Annotated in this window: 16 protein-coding genes; 11 read left to right on the top strand and 5 right to left on the bottom strand. The window is 68.4% G+C overall.

Annotated elements, in window-relative coordinates; all coding sequences use genetic code 11:
* Positions 1–168: 168 nt before the first annotated feature.
* Positions 169–2,016, bottom strand: a complete 1,848-nt coding sequence (locus QTI05_RS21375) for an ABC transporter ATP-binding protein (protein WP_286620785.1) — start codon at positions 2,014–2,016, stop codon at positions 169–171.
* A gap of 140 nt (positions 2,017–2,156) precedes the next feature.
* Between QTI05_RS21375 and QTI05_RS21370 the strand changes: the two genes are divergently transcribed.
* Both QTI05_RS21370 and QTI05_RS21365 read left to right on the top strand, forming a co-directional pair.
* Positions 2,157–2,660 (top strand): helix-turn-helix domain-containing protein, encoded by a 504-nt coding sequence (locus tag QTI05_RS21370; RefSeq protein ID WP_286620783.1) that lies wholly within the window; start codon positions 2,157–2,159, stop codon positions 2,658–2,660.
* Positions 2,653–3,408 carry a nucleotidyl transferase AbiEii/AbiGii toxin family protein gene (locus tag QTI05_RS21365; RefSeq protein WP_286657847.1) on the top strand — a complete coding sequence of 252 codons (756 nt, stop codon included), beginning with the start codon at positions 2,653–2,655 and terminating at the stop codon, positions 3,406–3,408. The genes QTI05_RS21370 and QTI05_RS21365 overlap by 8 nt, the downstream gene beginning before the upstream one ends.
* A gap of 11 nt (positions 3,409–3,419) precedes the next feature.
* On the opposite strand, the gene QTI05_RS21360 is transcribed toward QTI05_RS21365, so the two are convergent.
* Entirely contained in the window at positions 3,420–4,346 is a 927-nt protein-coding gene (locus tag QTI05_RS21360; protein WP_286620781.1) for a LysR family transcriptional regulator, read from the bottom strand.
* 95 nt (positions 4,347–4,441) lie between these two features.
* Between QTI05_RS21360 and QTI05_RS21355 the strand changes: the two genes are divergently transcribed.
* The gene (locus QTI05_RS21355) at positions 4,442–5,269 is read left to right on the top strand and encodes a DODA-type extradiol aromatic ring-opening family dioxygenase (RefSeq protein WP_286620780.1); all 828 of its coding nucleotides are present in this window, start codon (positions 4,442–4,444) and stop codon (positions 5,267–5,269) included.
* 19 nt (positions 5,270–5,288) lie between these two features.
* On the opposite strand, the gene QTI05_RS21350 is transcribed toward QTI05_RS21355, so the two are convergent.
* Positions 5,289–6,296 carry an AraC family transcriptional regulator gene (locus tag QTI05_RS21350; protein ID WP_286620778.1) on the bottom strand — a complete coding sequence of 336 codons (1,008 nt, stop codon included), beginning with the start codon at positions 6,294–6,296 and terminating at the stop codon, positions 5,289–5,291.
* Between the two features lie 187 nt (positions 6,297–6,483).
* Here QTI05_RS21350 and QTI05_RS21345 point away from each other — a divergent pair, with 187 nt between their 5' ends.
* The 3 genes from QTI05_RS21345 (at position 6,484) to QTI05_RS21335 (ending at position 9,548) form a co-directional block, all read left to right on the top strand.
* Positions 6,484–8,217 carry a GMC family oxidoreductase gene (locus QTI05_RS21345; RefSeq protein ID WP_286620776.1) on the top strand — a complete coding sequence of 578 codons (1,734 nt, stop codon included), beginning with the start codon at positions 6,484–6,486 and terminating at the stop codon, positions 8,215–8,217.
* On the top strand, positions 8,214–9,074 hold the full coding sequence (locus QTI05_RS21340; protein ID WP_286620774.1) for an alpha/beta fold hydrolase: 861 nt from the start codon (positions 8,214–8,216) through the stop codon (positions 9,072–9,074). Before QTI05_RS21345 ends, QTI05_RS21340 begins: the two co-directional genes overlap by 4 nt.
* 120 nt (positions 9,075–9,194) lie before the next feature.
* Positions 9,195–9,548, top strand: coding sequence for a cupin domain-containing protein (locus QTI05_RS21335; RefSeq protein ID WP_286620773.1), 354 nt, complete (start codon positions 9,195–9,197; stop codon positions 9,546–9,548).
* A 58-nt stretch (positions 9,549–9,606) separates the two neighbouring features.
* Here QTI05_RS21335 and QTI05_RS21330 read toward each other — a convergent pair whose 3' ends face one another.
* On the bottom strand, positions 9,607–11,061 hold the full coding sequence (locus QTI05_RS21330; RefSeq protein ID WP_286620771.1) for a glycosyltransferase family 2 protein: 1,455 nt from the start codon (positions 11,059–11,061) through the stop codon (positions 9,607–9,609).
* A 110-nt stretch (positions 11,062–11,171) separates the two neighbouring features.
* On the opposite strand from QTI05_RS21330, the gene QTI05_RS21325 reads away from it, so the two are divergent.
* Positions 11,172–11,738, top strand: coding sequence for a cytochrome b (locus tag QTI05_RS21325; RefSeq protein WP_286545016.1), 567 nt, complete (start codon positions 11,172–11,174; stop codon positions 11,736–11,738).
* Complete coding sequence (locus QTI05_RS21320) at positions 11,735–12,601, top strand: alpha/beta fold hydrolase (RefSeq protein WP_286620770.1); 867 nt, start codon at positions 11,735–11,737, stop codon at positions 12,599–12,601. The genes QTI05_RS21325 and QTI05_RS21320 overlap by 4 nt, the downstream gene beginning before the upstream one ends.
* 5 nt (positions 12,602–12,606) lie before the next feature.
* Here QTI05_RS21320 and QTI05_RS21315 read toward each other — a convergent pair whose 3' ends face one another.
* The gene (locus QTI05_RS21315) at positions 12,607–13,524 is read right to left on the bottom strand and encodes an aldo/keto reductase (protein ID WP_444812951.1); all 918 of its coding nucleotides are present in this window, start codon (positions 13,522–13,524) and stop codon (positions 12,607–12,609) included.
* A 106-nt stretch (positions 13,525–13,630) separates the two neighbouring features.
* On the opposite strand from QTI05_RS21315, the gene imuA reads away from it, so the two are divergent.
* From imuA to QTI05_RS21300, 3 genes are read left to right on the top strand one after another with little or no spacing between them, the layout of a single operon-like run.
* A complete protein-coding gene (gene imuA, locus QTI05_RS21310; RefSeq protein ID WP_286620768.1) occupies positions 13,631–14,428 on the top strand; it encodes a translesion DNA synthesis-associated protein ImuA in 798 nt (265 codons plus the stop codon).
* Positions 14,400–15,782 (top strand): DNA polymerase Y subunit UmuC family protein, encoded by a 1,383-nt coding sequence (locus tag QTI05_RS21305; protein WP_286620767.1) that lies wholly within the window; start codon positions 14,400–14,402, stop codon positions 15,780–15,782. Before imuA ends, QTI05_RS21305 begins: the two co-directional genes overlap by 29 nt.
* On the top strand, positions 15,775–19,116 hold the full coding sequence (locus QTI05_RS21300; RefSeq protein ID WP_286620766.1) for an error-prone DNA polymerase: 3,342 nt from the start codon (positions 15,775–15,777) through the stop codon (positions 19,114–19,116). The genes QTI05_RS21305 and QTI05_RS21300 overlap by 8 nt, the downstream gene beginning before the upstream one ends.

The following is a 19,116-nucleotide window of genomic DNA, read 5'->3' as shown; positions in this document are numbered from 1 at the left end:
GGCTCAGCGCATTCCGAAGAAAGACAGCACTGCAACCACGACCACGACCAGACCGACGATATAGATGATGGAATTCACGGCGAAGACTCCTCTTTGTTGAAGACCAGCACAGTGTTGCCGGCTGCATCCGCCCGGCCTGTCGGAAGGGGGGAGCGGCTGCTGTAGGAATCAGGCCGCTTCGTCGTCCGAGCCGTCGCCCAGGAAACCACCGCTCTGGTGCGCCCACAGCCGTGCATAGAGGCCGCCTTGCGCCAGCAGCGTCTTGTGGTCGCCTTCTTCGACCACGCGGCCCTCGTCGAGCACGATCAGCCTGTCCATCGCCGCGATGGTCGAGAGCCGGTGCGCGATGGCGATCACCGTCTTGCCTTGCATCAGGCGGTACAGGCTGGCCTGGATCGCGGCTTCGACTTCCGAGTCGAGCGCGCTGGTGGCTTCGTCGAGCAGCAGGATCGGCGCGTCCTTGAGCATCACGCGCGCGATCGCGACGCGCTGCCGCTGCCCGCCCGAGAGCTTGACGCCGCGCTCGCCCACATGCGCGTCGTAGCCGCGCCGGCCATTCGCGTCGCCCAGGGTCTGGATGAAATCGTGCGCTTCGGCGCGCTCGGCCGCGGCGCGGATCGCGTCCGCGCCCGCATCGGGCCGGCCGTAGGCAATGTTGTCGGCGACCGAGCGGTGCATCAGCGAGGTGTCCTGCGTGACCATGCCGATGTGGGCACGCAGCGAGTCCTGCGTGACATGCGCGATGTCCTGCCCGTCGATCAGGATGCGGCCGCTCTCCAGGTCGTGAAAGCGCAGCAGCAGGTTCACCAGCGTCGACTTGCCCGCGCCGGATCGGCCGACCAGGCCGATCTTTTCGCCGGGCGCCACGGTCAGGGTCATGTTGTCGATCACGCGCCGGCCCGCATCGCCATAACGGAAGCTCGCCTGCTCGAAACGCACCTCGCCGCGCGGCACCGTGAGCGTCGTCGCATCGGCCGCGTCGAGCACGGCACGCGGACGCGACAGCGTCTTCATGCCGTCCTGCACCGTGCCGATGTTCTCGAACAGGCTCGTCATCTCCCACATGATCCAGTGCGACATGCCCTGCAGGCGCAGCGCCATCGCGGTCGATGCCGCCACCGCGCCGATGCCGACGGCGCCGTGCGACCAGAGCCACAGGGCCGTGCCCGCCATGCCCGCGGTGAGGCCCATGCTCAGCACGTGGTTGCTGATCTCGAACGCGCTCACCAGCCGCATCTGGCCGTAGCCCGTGTGCATGAACTCCTTCATGGCCGAGCGCGCGAAGCCGGCCTCGCGGTGTGTGTGCGAGAACAGCTTGACGGTCGCGATGTTGGTGTAGGCGTCGGTCACGCGGCCGGTCATCAGTGCGCGGGCATCGGCTTGCGCCTTGCCGATCCTGCCGAGCCGCGGCACGAAGAACCACAACTGAACGAGGTAAAGCAGCAGCCAGACGAGGAAGGGCAGCATCAGTTGCCGGTCGAGCACGGCGGCCAGCACGATCATGGTCGCGACATACACGCCCATCGCCACCAGCACGTCAGCCAGCACGAAGACCACTTCGCGCACGGCCAGCGCGGTCTGCATCACCTTGGCCGTGATGCGGCCGGCAAACTCGTCCTGGTAGAAGGCCATGCTCTGGCCGAGCATCAGGCGGTGGAAGTTCCAGCGCAGCCGCATCGGCAGGTTCACCGCCAGCGTCTGGTGCTTGACGATGGTCTGCAGCGCGACCACGCCGATGCTGGCCACCAGCGCCGTGCCCAGCCACATCAGCGTGGTGCCGCGTTCCTCCCAGAGCCGGGCCGGCACCTGGCCGCCGAGCCAGTCGACGATGCGCCCGAGCATGGCGAACAGCAGCGCCTCGAAGGCCGACATGGCGGCGGTGAGCAGCGCCATCGCAGCGATCTTGCCGCGCACGCCGTCGGTGCAAGACCAGATGAAGGCAAAGAAGCCGGAGGGCGGCAGCGCGGGCTCGGTGGCGGGGTAGGGAGGGAGCAGTTTCTCGAAAAGGCGGAACAAGGCAGGGTGTCTCCAGCGCCTGGTGCGCGAAGCGGAATTCTGGACCATTCGCAGTAACCGGTCGGTCAGCGCGGCGTTGTTTTTATAATTATGTATCTCATTTTGATCAAAATAATGAAATGGTCTAAAATGAGATGCATATGCCTGCACAAGCTCCGAAACTCGATTCAGCCGCGGCGGCCACCCTCGGCGCGCTCGGCGCTCGCATTCGCGAGCGGCGCAAGGCGTTGCGCGTCAGCGCCACGACGGCCGCTGAAGCCGCGGGCATGTCTCGCGTGACCCTGCACCGCATCGAGCAGGGTGGGGCCTCGGTCACGATGGGGGCCTACGCCAATGCGATGGCGGCGCTGGGCGTACAGATCCAGTTCGTCGATGTACCGCAGCCTGCGGGTTCGGCGCCCGATCCGGCGACGTCGGCCGGTGGCGAAGCCGTCGCGCCGCAGCGCATCCGCCTGGCCGACTATCCGCAACTCAAGCAACTCGCCTGGCATGTGCCGGGTGCGACCGATCTCACGCCGGAGGAAGCGCTGAGTCTCTACGAGCGCAACTGGCGTCATGTCGAGCAGGGCAAGGTCGAGGCTCGCGAACGCGCGTTGATCGACACCCTTGTGCGTACGCTGGGCAAGGGGCATCTTCTTGTTTGAGCGCCCGCACCATCGTCGTGTCGCCGAAGTGCTGACGGCCCTCAACGCGCCGCTGCTGCAGGCTCACTACTGTCTGTTCGGCGGGGGCACGGCCATCGCGCTGCGCTATGGCGAATACCGCGAGTCCGTTGACATCGACTTTCTGGTGTCTGACATGGCGGGCTATCGCGCGCTCCGGCAATTGCTCACCGGCCCGACAGGGCTGGCATCCATCGTGCGCGCGGGCGCAACGCTCAATCCACTGCGCGAGGTGCGCGCGGATCAGTACGGCATTCGAACCGTGATCGGTATCGACGGTGTGGGCATCAAGTTCGAGATCGTGCGCGAGGCGCGGATCGAACTGGCCCGGCCCGGTCCCGAAGATAGGCAATGCGGTGTCGCCACGCTGACGCCGCTCGACATGGCCGCGAGCAAGTTGCTTGCCAATTCCGACCGGTGGGCCGACGACAGCGTGTTCAGCCGTGACCTGATCGACCTGGCGATGATCCATCCCGGTGCCCGGCTGCTGAAACAGGCGCGCGAAAAAGCGATGCAGGCGTATGGCGAAAGCATCGACACCGACCTCGCAATGGCCGCGGAAAAACTGCTGGCACGCGAAGGACGGCTGGAGCGCTGCATGCAAGCCATGCAGTTGACAGTACCGCCTGCGCTGCTGCGTCAGCGCATCAAGGCGCTGATGCCGAGAGCGAATGGTCGCGCACCGGGATCCCGCCAGGGCGGCACTGCGCCGGAGTCAAAGCCAGACTAGGCGCTGTCGGTTCAGGCCGCCGAGTGTTTGGCGCGCCGTTGCGCGGCCTTGTCGTCCACGACCAGCCGCTCGGCCAGAAAGTCGATGAAGCTGCGCAGCTTGGGCGCCATGTACTGCCGGCTGGTGTACACCGCGAACAGCGTCACCGGCGGCGCCGCGTAGTCGGGCACCAGCCTGATCAGGCCGCCCTGTGCCAGGTCGTTGTCGACCAGCCATTCGGGCAGAAAGGCCATTCCCATGCCGGCGCGCACCGCGTGCAGTGTGAGCGTGGTGTCGTCCGAGAACATCACTGGCTGAAAGCGCAGCGGCGCGTGGCGACCGCCCGCGCCTTTCAGCGAAAGCCCTTCGAGCTTCACGTAGCTCGGCACGATCGCGCCCAGCCTTGCCAGATCGGCCGGCGTCGCGGGCATGCCCATGCGCCCGGCATAGGCGGCGGCCGCGACCAAATGAAACTGCACCCGGCACAGCGGCCTCGCAATGAGCGCCGGCGAGGGTTCCTGCGTGGCACGCAGCGCCAGGTCGTAGCCATCGGCGGCCAGATCGATCTTGCGGTTTTCGAGGTGGATGTCGACCAGCACTTCGGGGCAGCGCGCGCGGTAGTCGGCCAGCACGCGCGCGAAGCGCGGCGTGGCGCACCACACCGGCGCACTCACCTTGAGCCGGCCGCGCGGCGTGTCGTTGCGCCGGCCAATGGCGACTTCGGCCGCGTCGAGCAGATCGAGTGCCTGCGTGCTCTGCGCGTACCAGGCGGTGCCGGCCTCGGTCAGGCTCAGATGCCGGCTGGAGCGGTTCAAAAGGCGCGCACCAAGTGATTTCTCGAGTTGCGCGACATGCTTGCTTACCATCGGTGTCGAGATCGCGAGCCGATCCGCCGCGGCCGTGAAGCTGCCCGATTCGACGACCTCGCGGAACACACGCAGGCTGGTCATGCGATCCATGGATGGTTTCCTCTGGAGAAATGAACCATTGAATGTAGCGCTCTCGAATTCCACATGGGAAACCCCTACATTCGTGGAAAGGAGTTTTTCTCACCATGAGCGACAACCACACCCCGCGCCTGCCCACCTACTTCATCTCGCACGGCGGCGGCCCCTGGCCCTGGATGAAAAAGGAGATGGGCTCGGCCTACAGCCAGCTCGAAGCCGCACTGGCGGACATGCCGCGCCAGATCGGCCGCACGCCGCGCGCCATCCTCATGGTGTCGGCGCACTGGGAGGCACCGGCTTTCACGCTGCAGGCCAGCCCGAAGCCGCCGATGATCTACGACTACGGCGGCTTCCCGGCGCACACCTACCAGGTGCACTACGACGCACCGGGCTCACCCGAGCTGGCGCGCCGCGTGCAGCAACTCATCGCGGCCGCCGGCTTGCCGGCGGCACTCGATGAGGAGCGCGGCTTCGACCACGGCGCTTTCTCGCCGATGGCCGCGATCTACCCGCAAGCCGACGTGCCGATGGTGCAGTTGTCGCTGAAGCGCGGGCTCGACCCGGCCGAGCATCTGGCGCTGGGCCGCGCGCTCGCGCCGCTGCGCGACGAAGACGTGCTGATCGTCGGCAGCGGCCTGAGCTATCACAACCTGCGCAATTTCGGCCCGCAGGCGCACGACGTGTCGAAGGCCTTCGACGACTGGCTCGACCAGACGGTGGTGCAGGGCGCTCCCGGCGAGCGTGCAGCGCGCCTGAACGACTGGTCTTCGGCGCCTTCGGCACGCATCGCCCACCCGCGCGAGGAGCACCTGATTCCGCTGATGGTGGCGGTGGGGGCGGCCGAAAGCGAAGCCGGCGTGCGCGTCTATCACGAAGACGCGTTCATGGGCGGACTGGTCGTCTCGAGCTTCCGCTTCGGCGCGGCGCAGGCCTGAGTCTTTTCGCAGCCCGTCGTCAGGCGCGCCGCAACAGCGTCTGGCGTGGCGTTTCGTTGAAGGTGCGGCGGTAGTGCTGCGCAAACTCGCCCAGGTGGCAAAAGCCGAACCGAAAGGCGGTATCGGCCACGCGCGGAGCCTTCCCGTCTGCCGAGAGCAGTGCTTCGCGCGCGGCATGCAGCCTCCTGGTCCGAAGCCATTGCAGGGGCCCCATTCCTTCGGCGGCCTGGAAGGCGGATTGAATGGTGCGCGCCGGGACATCGATGCCGTGGGCCAGCGTGGTCAGCGTCAGCGGCTCCTCGAGCCGCTCGAGCATGTAGGCCTTGGCCTTCCTCAGTGTCGGCGACACCGCGGCGCCGCCCGGCGGGCGCATCTGCAGATGGGAGTGGGGCTGACGCAGCAGCAAGCTCGTGACCAGCAGGTCTTCCAGCCGCGCGTGCAGGTGCGGCAGCGCGGCCAGCGCCGGATCGCCGCGCGCCGCCTCCGCCATCATCCGCAGCGCCGGCTCTATGGCGCACCATGTCGGGCCATCCGTTGGCACATCGCCGCGAAAGCAGATCGCATCGCGGGGCGGCGCTCCGGCCAGCGCGGCCCACGCGGCATCCACGGCCGTTCTTTCGATCCGCACCACGATCTGTTCGTAGTTCTCGCTGGCCGCGAAGTGGAAGCGCTGCCCGCCGCCGACGATGGAGAACTGACCCGGTGTGGCCTGGTAAGCGTGGCGGCCGTGCCAGTAGTCGATCCCGCCTCGTGTCGGCAGGCACAGCAGGTAGTAGTTCTCGAGAGTCCCCGGATCGACCGCCACCGGCGCCTGCCATGACAGGCGACTCAACGACAGCGCGCCCATCGGCAGGTTGTCCATTCGTGCGTGCAGCGCGCCGCCCGGGGCGAGCAGACGAAGCCGGTGCGGACTGAAGACGCGTCCGCAGAGGAACTGCGCTTCGTCCGCATCCCGCGTTTCGAACAGGCGGCCTCGCTCGAAGTCCACGCCGGCGAAAACCGGCGATGCAACCGGCGAGGTGTTCATGGGTGGGGAAGCAGTCGCTGCGCGGGGTGATGGGGTTTGCAGTTTCATCAACCTGAACGCCCCGTCAATTGGGTTTTCCCTGCCGGTCGACCTGCGCAATTCCGATAGCGGCTGCGCGGGGCCGATTGTCCGGAACAGGCCGACGACCCAGCATGGCGCCTGTTCTTCTTCCGACAGCGAGACAACCATGAATCAGCAGCACGACAACCCCGAACTACTGCAGGGCGACATCCTCAACGCGCTGGAAGACGCGCTCTACCGCGGCAAGCTGGGGCGGCGCGACTTTCTCCGCCTGGCCGTGGCGGCCGGTGCCGGCATGGGGGCGGCCCAGTCCATGGCGCAGGATGGCAGCGACGCGGCCATCACGCAGCTCTACAACGCGGCCAACCTGCAGCCCGAGTACGACTACATCGTCGTCGGCTCGGGCAGCGGCGGCGCGGTTGTGGCCGGCCGGCTTGCTGCCGAGAGCGACGCGCGGGTGCTCGTGCTGGAGGCGGGCGGCACCGATCGGGTGGAGGCCGTGCTCAACCCCGGCCTGTGGCCGACCAACATCCGCAGCGAGCGCGACTGGGGCCACTCCGCCGCGCCGGGCGCAGCAGTGAACAACCGCGCGCTGATCCTTCCCATGGGCAAGGTGGTGGGCGGTGGCTCCTCCGTCAACGTCATGGTCTGGTCGCGCGGACACAAGAACGACTTCGACGCCTGGGCAGCCGAGACCGGTGATCCCGGCTGGAGCTACGCGCGCGTGCTGGACATCTACAAGCGCATCGAGGACTGGCAGGGCACGCCGGATCCGGCGCGTCGCGGCAAGGGCGGCCGCCTGTGGGTCACGCCGCCGCAGAATCCCAACCCGATCGCGCCTGCGATGCTCGATGCGGCGGCTTCGGTCGGCATCCCGAAGTTCGCCGACCAGAACGGGGCCATGATGGAAGGCGCGGGTGGCGCGGCACTCGCCAATCTGCGAATCCGCGATGGGCGCCGGCGCAATATTCCGTCCGACTACCTCTACCAGGCGCTCAAGCGCCGCAACATCACCTTGCTGACCGGCGCAGAAGTGCAGACGCTGCAGATGGAAGGCAACCGGGTCAAGGGCCTGACCTTCGTTCGCAACGGCCAGGTGCACACGGTTGCTGCGGCACGCCGGGTGGTGCTGAGCGCGGGAGCGATCAATACCCCGAAGATCCTGATGCTGTCGGGCATCGGCGACGAGGCCGAACTCAAGCGGCACGGCATCAAGACCGTGGCCAAGCTGCCGGGCGTGGGCCGCAACTTCCAGGATCACGTGCTCGTTGCGGGCTGCGTCTGGGAGTACAACAAGGCACTGCCGCCGGCCAACAGCGCGGCCGAGGCCACGTTCTTCTGGAAGAGCGATGCGTCCTTGCCCGGGCCGGATCTGCAGCCATTCCAGATCGAGGTGCCCTATGCCTCCGAGGTGACGGGCCCGCAGTTCAATGCGCCTGCAGGTTGCTGGTCGATCGCCCCCGGACTGGTTCGCCCGAAGAGCCGCGGCCGTGTCACCCTGGCGTCGTCCAACCCGGCGGCGATGGCGCAGATCGACGGCGCGTTCCTCACCCATCCCGACGACGTCAAGGCTCTGCTGCGTGGCATCGAGCTGTGCCGCGAGATCGGCAATTCGGCGGCCATGAAGGAGTTCGTCAAGCGCGAGGTGATGCCCGGCCAGCTGCCCCGGCAGGACATGACCAGCTTCCTGCGCAACGCCGCTGGCACCTACTTCCACCAGAGCTGCACCTGCAAGATGGGACACGACGACATGGCGGTGGTCGACGGCAGGCTCTCCGTGCGCGGCGTCGAAGGCTTGTCGATCGCCGACGCCTCCGTGATGCCCACGGTGTCGACCGGCAATACGATGGCGCCCACGGTGATCATTGGCGAGCGCATGGCCGACATCCTGCTGAAATGATCCAGGATCAATTTACCGAAGTCGATTCCATCAGGACGCGCTATCGGGAGGCAGGAACTTCGGGCTCCGCCGTGCTCCTGCTGCACGGCATCGGATGTTCGGTGCTCGAGTGGGAAAGCAATATCGAGGCGCTCGCGACCCAGCATCGCGTGTTTGCACTGGACCTGGTGGGCTTCGGCCTTTCGGACAAGCCCGCCGATCACACCTATAGCCTGCGCCGTCTCGCCCAGTTCGTTCTGGACTTCATGAAGGTGAAGGGAATCGCCCGGGCCCATCTCGCCGGCAACTCGCTGGGCGGACGCCTCGCGCTGGAGTGCGCCGCCATGGCCCCGGCGCAGGTCGCGTCGCTCGTGCTGGTGGATCCCGCCGGCATGGCGCGGCGCGGAACGCTCTTCGAGTTTCGCCTCGCAACGCTGCCGATCGTCGGCGAGCTCTTCACCCGGCCCAGCCGGCTGGGAACCCGGATGCTGTGGCGCAAGGCATTCGCCGCGCCGTCTTCGTTCGTCACCGAAGCGCTGGTCACGACCAAGCTTTCCCTGGCGCGCCAGCCGGGCGCCCAGGCGGCCTTCCTCAAGACGCTTCGCGGCTTTGTCGACTTCCGGGGTTTTCGCCCCGGACCCGTCGAGCAGCTCGCTGCCGCGCTGCCGGGCATCCAGGCGCCCACGCTGGTGCTGTGGGGCCGGGACGACCGCTTCGTGCCCAGTGCCCACGCCGAGGTGCTGCGTCGAAGGCTGCCGAACGTGCAGGTCGAAATCTGGGATCGCTGCGGCCATGCGCCGCAAGTCGAATGCGCGCAACGCTTCAACGAAACCGCGCTCGGCTTCTGGCACCGACTCGACAAGGCCAGCCCGCGCTAGCCGCCGCAGGCAGGGGCAGCAGCCTCGTGCATCGGCAACCCGGTTGAAGCGATGGCACTTTCTGTGTCAACCTGCGTCGCTGGGCGCAGCCGCGCCGACAACACCCCGAAGGAGATCACCATGGCCATTCCCCATGTGCAAGCCGGCGAAATCGCGAACGTGATGCCGCTCGGCGCGGATCTCGTCGGCACGCGCACGCACGCACTCTTCAAGTCCGAGGATCTGGAGGTGATGCGGATCGTCATGCTGGCCGGCGACACCATGCCGTCGCATGCGGTGGCTGGGGAGATCACCCTTCAATGCATGGAGGGCCGTGTCGTGTTGACGTATTCGGCAGGCGAGTGCGAGTTGACCGCAGGCCAGTTGATTCACCTGGCAAGGAATGATCCGCATGCCTTGCGCTGCGTCGAGAACGCATCGCTGCTCCTCACCATTGTGCTGCGGCCCGATCCGCACAATGGCCGCAAAAGCTGAGATTCCGGGGTGGGCTCAGGGCGGCCTACCCCGAAACGTCTCTGAACGCGATCCGGTATCAGTCGCCCTCGCGCGCCAGCAGCCCGGCACGCGACTGCCGGCCCCAGGTGCCGCGCCCGGTGAGAAACATCCACCAGCCCAGCGCCGCGCCGGTGTGCCGCAGGATCTGGAAAGTGAAGGGCTCGATCAGCGCCGCCAGAAAGGCTTGCACCATGCTGGCCCCGCTGGCCTGGCCGATCCAGCGCCGGTAGAGGTGCACCGACCACAGGTGAAACAGCAGGTCGAGCGCGATCTTGGCGCCAATCACGCCGGCCACCGGCGCCAGGATGCCGAGCTGGCCGCGCACCAGGTACACCAGCAGCAGTGCGAACGCCGCCAGGCCGTAGAGCGGCTGCAGCGTGTCGATCGCCTTGACCGGCAACATTGCGGTGCCGAGCCAGCCATAGCGCCGGTCGCCGACCATCGCGCGGTACCAGTACTGCGTCTGCAGAAAGCCACCGAACCAGCGGCGCCGCTGGCGCAGGAAGGCCGGCACGCTGCTGGGCGCATCGGTGTGGGCCTGCGCGTCGCCCAGCACCCGCACCCGCCATGGCAGCTGGTGGGCCTCGGCGTGGCGGTGCAGGCGGTGGATGAGCTCGTAGTCTTCCACCAGGCAGTCGGGGTCGAAACCGCCGACGGCACGCACCGCGTCGAGCCGGAATGCGGCGAAGGCGCCCGAGATCAGCAGCAGCCCGTTCAGCCGCATCCACGCGTAGCGCGAGAGGAAGTTGCGGATGTACTCATAGGTCTGGAACCACTGCAGGCAGCGGCCGCTCAGCGTGCGGCTGCACACCGGGGTGATGACACCCGTGGCCGCCACCAGTTCGGGCTCGGCCGAGAAGGCACGGCGCACCGCCGCGATGGCATGGGGGTCGAGCAGCGTGTCGCCATCGACCGTGAGCACGGTCTCGGTGCGGACGCACAGCATCGCGGCGTTGAGCGCGCGGGCCTTGCCGGCGTGCGGCAGGCGCAGCCAGTACAGCGCGGGATGCAAGGGGCTGGCGGCGCTGAGTTCGCCGGGCGCGGGCTCCGTGAAGCCGTAGCGCGTGGTCAGCAACGCAGCGGTGCCGTCGCTGGAGCCGTCGTCGGCAATCACGATCTGGTCGGGCACATCGGTCTGGCCGAGCAGGGCGGCCAGCGTGACGGGCAGCACGGCGGCCTCGTTGTGCGACGCGATGATCACGCCGAGCGTGGCCGGCCGCAGCTCGGCCGCGGGCCGGCGGGCCGGTCGCAGGATCGGCAACGTGGCCCAGGCCACGAACAGCAGCAGCACGGTGTCGTAGGCGATGTAGGCAACGCCCACCGACCAGCTCCAGACGCCGCCGACCATGAAGGCCATGCTGAAGAGCCCGAGCCACAGCAGCAGCACGCCACCGTGGATCAGCAGGCTGCGTGCAGGCGTGGGCGGTGGAGAGAGGCGTGGCGAGGCGGCCGTGAAGGCTGCGGAAAGGGCGCGCTGTTGGGAATCTTTCAAGAGAATGTCCGGTCGATCAAGGGGTACGCAGTCCGCGCGATTTTGGTTTCGATGGCCCGAACCGACCCGGGACAATGCTGACAGACTCGATTCCCCTGCAAAAATTCCGCATGCCCATGATTCCCGACCGCTACACCCGCCCCGCCATCCTGCTGCACTGGCTGATTGCAGCGCTGATGATCCTCAACATCGCCCTGATCCTGACGGTCGAGCGGTTTCCCGACGAATGGGTGCGGCCGGTGGTCGACACGCACAAGTCGCTCGGCATCACGGTGCTGGGCCTGGTGATTGTCCGCATTCTCTGGCGCGCCACGCACCGCCCGCCCGAGATGCCCGGCAGCTACGGCCGGCTCGAACGCTGGGCCGCGCATGCGGCGCACGGCGCGCTCTACCTGCTGATGGTGCTGCTGCCGCTGTCGGGCTGGATGCACGACTCGGCCTGGAAGGACGCGGCCACGCATCCGATGCAACTGTTCGGCCTGGTGCCCTGGCCGCGCATCGGCTGGATCATGGGCATCGAGCCGGTCATGAAGGAAACCCTGCACACCGTTTTCGGCGCCGTCCACGAATGGGCCGGCTACGTGCTGTATGTGCTGTTCGCCCTGCATGTGCTGGGCGCGCTGAAGCACCAGTTCATGGACGGCGAACCCGAACTGCAACGCATGCTGCCCCGATGAACTTTCCGCCCGATTCCGACGCCGGCGCACGCGCCGCCATCGAGCGCATCGATGCGCTCGCCACCCCTCACGACCCGGTGCACGAAGGCGTGCGCGTGCGCTGGCGCCGCTTCGGCAAGGCCGACACCGCGCTGCCGCCGATCGTGCTGCTGCACGGCGGCCACGGCAGTTGGATGCACTGGTTGCGCAACGTCGAAGCGCTGGCGGCAGAACGCACGCTGTGGCTGCCCGACATGCCGGGCTTCGGCGATTCCGGCACGCCGCCGCGGCCCGGGGCGGGCGACGCGGCGGTCGGCCCGCTGCTGAAAGCGCTGGGCGGCACGCTCGACATGCTGATCGGTGCCGGCACGCCGATCGACCTCGGCGGTTTTTCGTTCGGCGGCCTGGTGGCCGCGAAGTTCGCAGTCGGGCGCGGCGCGGTGCGGCGGCTTGCGCTGATGGGCAGCGGCGGCCACGGCACGCTGCGGCGCATGACCGTCGAGATGATCAACTGGCGCGCCGCCGCAACCCGGGCGGAAGAACGCGCCGCGCTGCAGCACAACCTCGGCGCGCTGATGCTTCACGACAAGGGCTTCGACCCGCTGGCTTTCGAGATTCACGACATCAGCTGCCACGGCACACGCTTTCGCAGCAAGGAGGTGTCGCTCGCCGGCGGGCTTCAGGCCGCGCTCGACGTGATCGCGGCGCCGCAGTTGCTGGTCTGGGGTGAGTACGACGTCACGGCCGAGCCGCGGTCGCTGGTGCCGCAACTGACTTCGGGCCACCCGGGGCGTGCGGGCGCGGTGATCGATGGCGCCGGGCACTGGGTGCAGTACGAGCGGGCCGACGAGGTCAACGCGCTGCTGCTGCGCTTTCTGGCCTGAGCCGATCAGACCGGCACCGACGCCGCATGCCGGCGCCAGAACGCGGCATCGGGCACAGGGCCCGACCCCGCCGCTGCGTTGTCCGCCATGTGCTCCGGCCGGCTCGTGCCGGGAATCGTGCAGGTCACGGCCGGGTGGCTCAGCACGAACTTCAGCAGCACCTGCGCCCAGCTCGTGCAACCGATCCCGGCGGCCCAGCCGGGCAGGGGCTGGTCGCGCAGCTTGCGCAGCAGGCCGCCACCGCCGAACGGCATGTTGACGATCACCGCCACGCCGCGCTCGGCCGCCAGCGGCAGCAGGCGCTGCTCGGCCGCGCGGTCGTCCATTGAATAGTTGATCTGCAGAAAGTCGAGCTTCTCGGCCCGCAGCACGGCCTCGACCTCGGCATAGGCTGAAGCGGTGTAGTGCGTGATGCCGACATATCGCACGCGTTTTTGTTCTTTCCAGCCACGCAGCGTCGTGAGGTGGGTGCGCCAGTCGACCAGGTTGTGCACCTGCATCAGGTCGATGCGTTCGGTGCGCAGGCGTGCAAACGACTGCTCCATCTGCGCGATGCCGGCCTCGCGGCCGCTGGTCCAGACCTTGGTGGCCAGAAAGGCCTGGTCGCGCTGCTTCGCCGCGGCCAGCAGGTCGCCGGTCACGGCCTCGGAGCGGCCGTACATCGGCGAGCTGTCGAGCACCTTGCCGCCGGCGGCGAACAGCGCGTCGAGCACGCCCGGCAGCCGCCGGTATTCGGCGCTGTCGGGCGCCACGTCGAAGCCGATCCAGGTGCCGCAGCCGATCACGGGCAGGGCTTCGCCGGTGGCGGGAATGGGGCGGGTGTTCATGCGGGTGGGCTGGCTGGGTTGGGCGAGGGTGGACAACGGCAGCGTGGCGCCGAAGGCGAGCCCGGCGCCGAGACGCAGGAAGCGGGATCGACGCAGGGAAGGAGGGTTCATGGCGGGTTCCCGAATGATCGCTGCGGTCATGCAAAAAGAAAAACCCATGCCGCCGGAATACTGTATAAAAATACAGTTACTCGATTGCACCATGGGCCTTCCTTCCCTCGACCCCTTTCTGACTTCCGGGCGGCACAACATGTGGCGCGGCGACGAGCTGGGCGGGGCCGACGCGCAGGTTGTCGGCTCCGGCCATGCCGCGCTCGATGCGCAGTTGCCGGGGGGCGGCTGGCCGGTCGGCGCCATGACCGAGGTGCTGCAGTCGACTCCCGAGGCGCATGTGTGGCAACTGCTGCTGCCTGCGCTGGCGCAGGCGGTGGAGACCCGTGGCGGGCCGGTGGTGCTGATCGGCGCCCCGCACGAACCCTTCGGGCCTGCGCTCGCGGCGGGTGGGTTGCCGGTGGAGGCGTTGATGTGGGTGCGTGGCGCGCCGGGCGGCGGCGCTCAACGCTTGTGGGCCTGCGAGCAGGCGTTGCGCTGCGCCGATGTGGCGGCCGTGCTGGCGTGGCTGCCGCAGGCGCGCGTGGGTGAATTGCGGCGGCTGCAACTCGCGGCCGCGCAGCACGAAGGCCTGTTGTTCGTGTTCCGGCCCGAATCGGTGGCGCAGTCGGCCTCGCCGGCCCGGCTGCGGTTGCAGGTGGTGTCGGCCGAAGCAGGGCAGATGGACGTGCACCTGCTCAAGCGCCGCGGCCCGCCGCTGGCCGCGCCATTGACGCTGCCGGCCCGCAATGCGCGCATGACGGCGCTGCTGGCCGCCAGCCAGCTGCGCCGCAAGGCGCGGCTGCAGCAGCAAGGCGTTGTGCTGCCCGCAGCGCCCGGCGGCATCGTGGTGCGCCTCGATCTGCGCAGGAGGGAGCGCCATGCACTGGATCGCCTTGCAGTGGCGTGACGAGGCCGAGGACGCTGCTTGCGCCATGCCATCGAGAGAGGCCCTGGGCTGGTGGGCGCTCGGCTACACGCCGCGCGTAGCCTGGCTCGATGAAGCGCTGCTGCTCGAGGTGTCGGCCTGCGAGCGGCTGTGGGGTGGGCGGCTGCCTTTGATGCGCCTGCTCTCGGCATCCACACCCGCGCAGCGACTCCAGCAGGCGCAGGGTGCCACCAGCCTGATCGCGCTGGCGCGGCTGCGTCTCTATGCGGCGGGCGTGAAGCCGCCGGCCGACACACCCGCCGCCTTGCCCCTGCACACGCTCACGGCCGCGCGCGATCACCTCGACGTGCTGGAGCGCCTGGGCTGCCGCACCTGGGGCGACGTGGCGGCGCTGCCGCGCGGCGGGCTGGCGCGGCGCTTCGGCAAGGCCCTGCGCGAGGCGCTCGACATGGCCTGGGGCCTCCGTCCCGAGCAGCACCGCTGGCTCACGCTGCCCGACGTGTTCGAGCAGAAGCTCGAGTTGCCGGCACTGGCCGAGACGGCGCCCGAACTCATGTGGTCGGCCAACCGCCTGCTCGCGGCGCTGCAGATCTGGCTGCGCGCGCGCCAGCGCGGGGCGGTCGCGCTCGAACTGCAGTGGACGCTCGACTTGAAGCGCTACAACGGCGTCAACCTGCCGCCGCACCAGAGCATCACGGTGCGCACGGCAGAGCCGACGCAGGACATGGCGCATCTGCGCCGCTTGATGAGCGAGCGGCTCGCGCTCGCCCAGCTCGCCGCACCCGCAAGCTGGCTGCGCCTGCGCTCGCTCGAAACCTCGCCCTGGGCCGGCGCCAGCACGAGCTTTCTGCCCGAGGACAACCGCAAGGGCGACAAGCTGCATGAACTGGTCGAGCGGCTCAGCGCGCGGCTCGGCGCGCAGCAGGTGGTGGTGCCGGTGGCGCAGGCCGACCATCGGCCCGAGGCGATGCAGGCGTGGCGGCCGGCTTTGGCCTCCAGAGCGGAGATGCGGTCGCCGCCGGACCGCCCCAAGGCGGGCCGCGCCTCCCCCCCGGGGGGTGGCGAAGCACACGAAGTGGCAAGCCGGGGGGCTGACATTTATCCGCCCTGGCTGCTGCGCGAACCTGTGCCGCTCGAAATGCGCGATGGCCACCCGCATTACCACGGCAAGCTGCGCCGCCTGGTCGGCCCGCAGCGGCTGGAGGCCGGCTGGTGGGGCGGCACGGCCGAAGAGGGCGGCCACCCTGCGGTGCGCGACTACTACATCGCCGAAAGCCCCGAAGCCGGCCTGGTGTGGGTGTACCGCGAGCGGCTGTCGGCGCCGCTCGCTTCCGACGAAGCGCCGCGCTGGTATCTGCAGGGCCTCTATGCCTGAACTCAGCGACAAGCAACTGCAGGCGCGCCGGCCGGCCCGGCTGCATGCGCTGCCGCAGCCGGTGGCGCAGGCCCTGGCCCTGCCGGACTACGCCGAGCTTCATTGCCTGACCAACTTCAGTTTTCAGCGCGGTGCCTCGCACCCCGAGGAGCTCGTGGCGCGCGCCTACCAGCTCGGCTACCGCGCGCTGGCCATCACCGACGAATGCTCGGTCGCCGGCGTGGTGCGCGCGCACGTCGGCCTGCGCGAGCATCTCGAAGCGCTCGACGAGTACGACCAGACGCATCCCGACGAAGCACCGCAGCCGCGCAACCCCGGATTCCGCCTGCTGTTCGGCAGCGAGTTCCGGTTCGAGCGCTTCAAGCTCGTGGTGATCGCGCACAACCTAGAAGGCTGGGGCAACCTCTGCGAGTTCATCACCGCGGCGCGCACCACCGAAGCCCCCAAGGGCGACTACCGCGTGAGCTGGGATGCCAGCGACGTCGCCTCGTTGCGCCATTGCGAAGTGCTGCTCGTGCCACAGCGTGTCTTTGGCGGTGCTGTCGATCTGGCGGCGCTGCGCGACGATGTGGCGGGCGCTGCAGCCCGGTTCGGCGCGAGCCTGTGGATCGCGGTCGAGTTGTTCAACGAACTCGACGACGACCTCTGGCTCGCCACGCTGGCACAGTTGAGTGCCGACACCGGCGTGCCGCTGGTGGCCGCAGGCGATGTGCACATGCACGTGCGCTCGCGCAAGCCGTTGCAGGACGTGATCACCGCCATCCGCGAAGGCAAGGCCGTGGCCGACTGCGGCTTTGCGCTGCAGGCCAATGCCGAGCGCCACCTGCGTTCGCGCCTGCGCCTGGCCGACCTGCATGCGCCGCAGTTGCTCGCCAACACGCTGGTGGTAATGGGGCGCTGCCGCTTCGACCCCGATGTGATCCGCGAGACCTACAAGTACCCGCTCGAGAACGTCGGCGGCGGCGAAACGCCGACGCAGACGCTGGTGCGCCGGACCTGGGAGGGCGCGGCCAAGCGGTATCCGGCAGGCGTTCCGCAGAACGTGCAGCACCAGGTTCAGCACGAGCTCGACCTCATCGTCGAGCTCGAGTACGAGATGTTCTTCCTCACGGTCGAAGACATCGTGCGTTTCGCCCGCTCGAAAGAGATCCTGTGCCAGGGGCGCGGCTCGTCGGCCAACTCGGCGGTCTGCTATTGCCTAGGCATCACGGCGATCGACCCTGAAATCGGCAACATGCTGTTCGAGCGCTTCCTCAGCCGCGAGCGCCGCGAGCCGCCCGACATCGATGTCGACTTCGAGCACCAGCGGCGCGAAGAGGTCATCCAGTACATCTACGACAAATACGGCCGCGAGCGCGCTGCCATCGCCGCGGTCGTGATCCGCTACCGCACGCGCAGCGCCCTGCGCGACGTGGGCAAGGCGCTCGGCATCGACGCGCGACTGATCGATGCCTTTGCCAAAGACCATCACTGGTTCGACACCGAGATCCTCGATGCACGGCTCGAGGAAGCCATGGCCAGCGCCGGCGTGCGCGAAAGCACGCTCCGGCTGCGCCAGTGGCTCGAGCTCACGCAGCAGCTCAAGGGCTTTCCGCGGCACCTGAGCCAGCACGTCGGTGGCTTCGTGCTCACGCAGACCAAGCTCACGCGGCTGGTGCCGGTCGAAAAGGCGTCCATGAAAGACCGCTCGGTCATCCAGTGGGAGAAGGACGATCTCGAAGCGATGGGCATGCTCAAGGTCGACGTGCTGGCGCTAGGCATGCTGAGCGCCATCAAGCGGTCGCTCGACTTCGTCAACCAGTGGCGCGGCAGCGCGCTGGAGATGCACCAGATCCCGAACGACGATGCCGAGGTCTACGACATGATCTGCGACGCCGACACCATCGGCGTGTTCCAGATCGAGAGCCGGGCCCAGATGTCGATGCTGCCGCGCCTGCAGCCACGCGAGTACTACGACCTCGTGGTCGAGGTGGCCATCGTGCGGCCTGGGCCGATCCAGGGCGGCATGGTGCACCCCTATCTGAAGAATCGCGAGAAGGAGCGCAAGGGCCAGCCCGTCGTCTACAAATATCCGGCCTTGTTCGAAGCGCTGGGCCGTACGCTCGGCGTGCCGATCTTCCAGGAGCAGGTGATGCAGATCGCGATGATCGCGGCCAAGTTCACGCCCGACCAGGCCGACCGCCTGCGGCGCGCCATGGCAGCCTGGAAGCGTACCGGCGGCATCGACAAATTCCGCCAGCAACTGGTGGGCGGCATGGAAGCCAATGGCTACGACCGACCGTTTTCAGAGGCCATCTTCAAGCAGTGCGAAGGCTTCGGTGAGTACGGCTTTCCCGAGAGCCATGCGGCGAGCTTTGCGCTGCTGGTGGTGGTGAGCTGCTGGCTCAAATACCACGAGCCCGCCTGCTTCCTCGCGGCGATGCTCGACTCGCAGCCGATGGGGTTCTATTCGCCCTCGCAACTCGTGCAGGACGCGCGGCGGCATGGCGTCGAAGTGCGGCCGGTGGATGTGATGGTGAGCCAGCTCGATTGCACGATCGAGGCGCGCGCGCCCGCTGCGGCAACGACGGTCGACCCGCGCTTCCTCGACCGCTCGGGCAATCCCGGCCAGCCGGCCGTGCGGCTCGGCCTGCGCCGCATCGTGGGCCTGAGCAAGGCCGGTGCCGAACGCCTGGTCCAGGCCCGCGCGCAGGCCCCGTTCACCAGCACCGAAGACCTCGCCGTGCGGGCCGAACTCGAAGGCAAGGACATGGCCGCACTCGCCGGTGCCGACGCGCTCATGGCACTGTCGGGCCACCGCCGCCAGCAGGTCTGGGATGCGACCGCGCAGCGCCGCGCGCCCGCGCTGCTCAAGGGCGTGCCGATCCACGAGCACGCACTGCAGCTGCCCGCTGCGCCCGAGGGCGAGGAGATCGTCGGCGACTATGCTGCGCTGCGCCTCACGCTGCGCCGCCATCCGCTCGAACTGCTGCGCCCGCGGCTGGCGCGCATGAAGCTGCTGAGCGCGCAGGAGCTGCTGGCGCTGCCCGACGGCCGCACCGTGCGCGCCTGCGGCATCGTGATGGGCCGGCAACGCCCGCAAACCGCCAAGGGCACCATCTTCGTCACGCTCGAAGACGAGACCGGCAACGTCAACGTGATCGTCTGGAACCACGTGGTCGAGGCCTGGCGCGATCCGCTGCTGCAGTCGCATCTGCTGGCCGTGCAGGGCACCTGGCAGCGCGATGTCGACAGCGGCGGCAAGGTCTGCCACCTGGTCGCCACCGGCTTCAGGGACTTGACCCCGCTGATGGGCCGGCTGGCGCACAACCACACGAGCCGCGACTTCCATTAG

The organism is Variovorax fucosicus (assembly GCF_030316825.1).
Classification (GTDB): domain Bacteria; phylum Pseudomonadota; class Gammaproteobacteria; order Burkholderiales; family Burkholderiaceae_C; genus Variovorax; species Variovorax fucosicus.
This window is presented reverse-complemented; position numbering and strand designations above follow the sequence as displayed.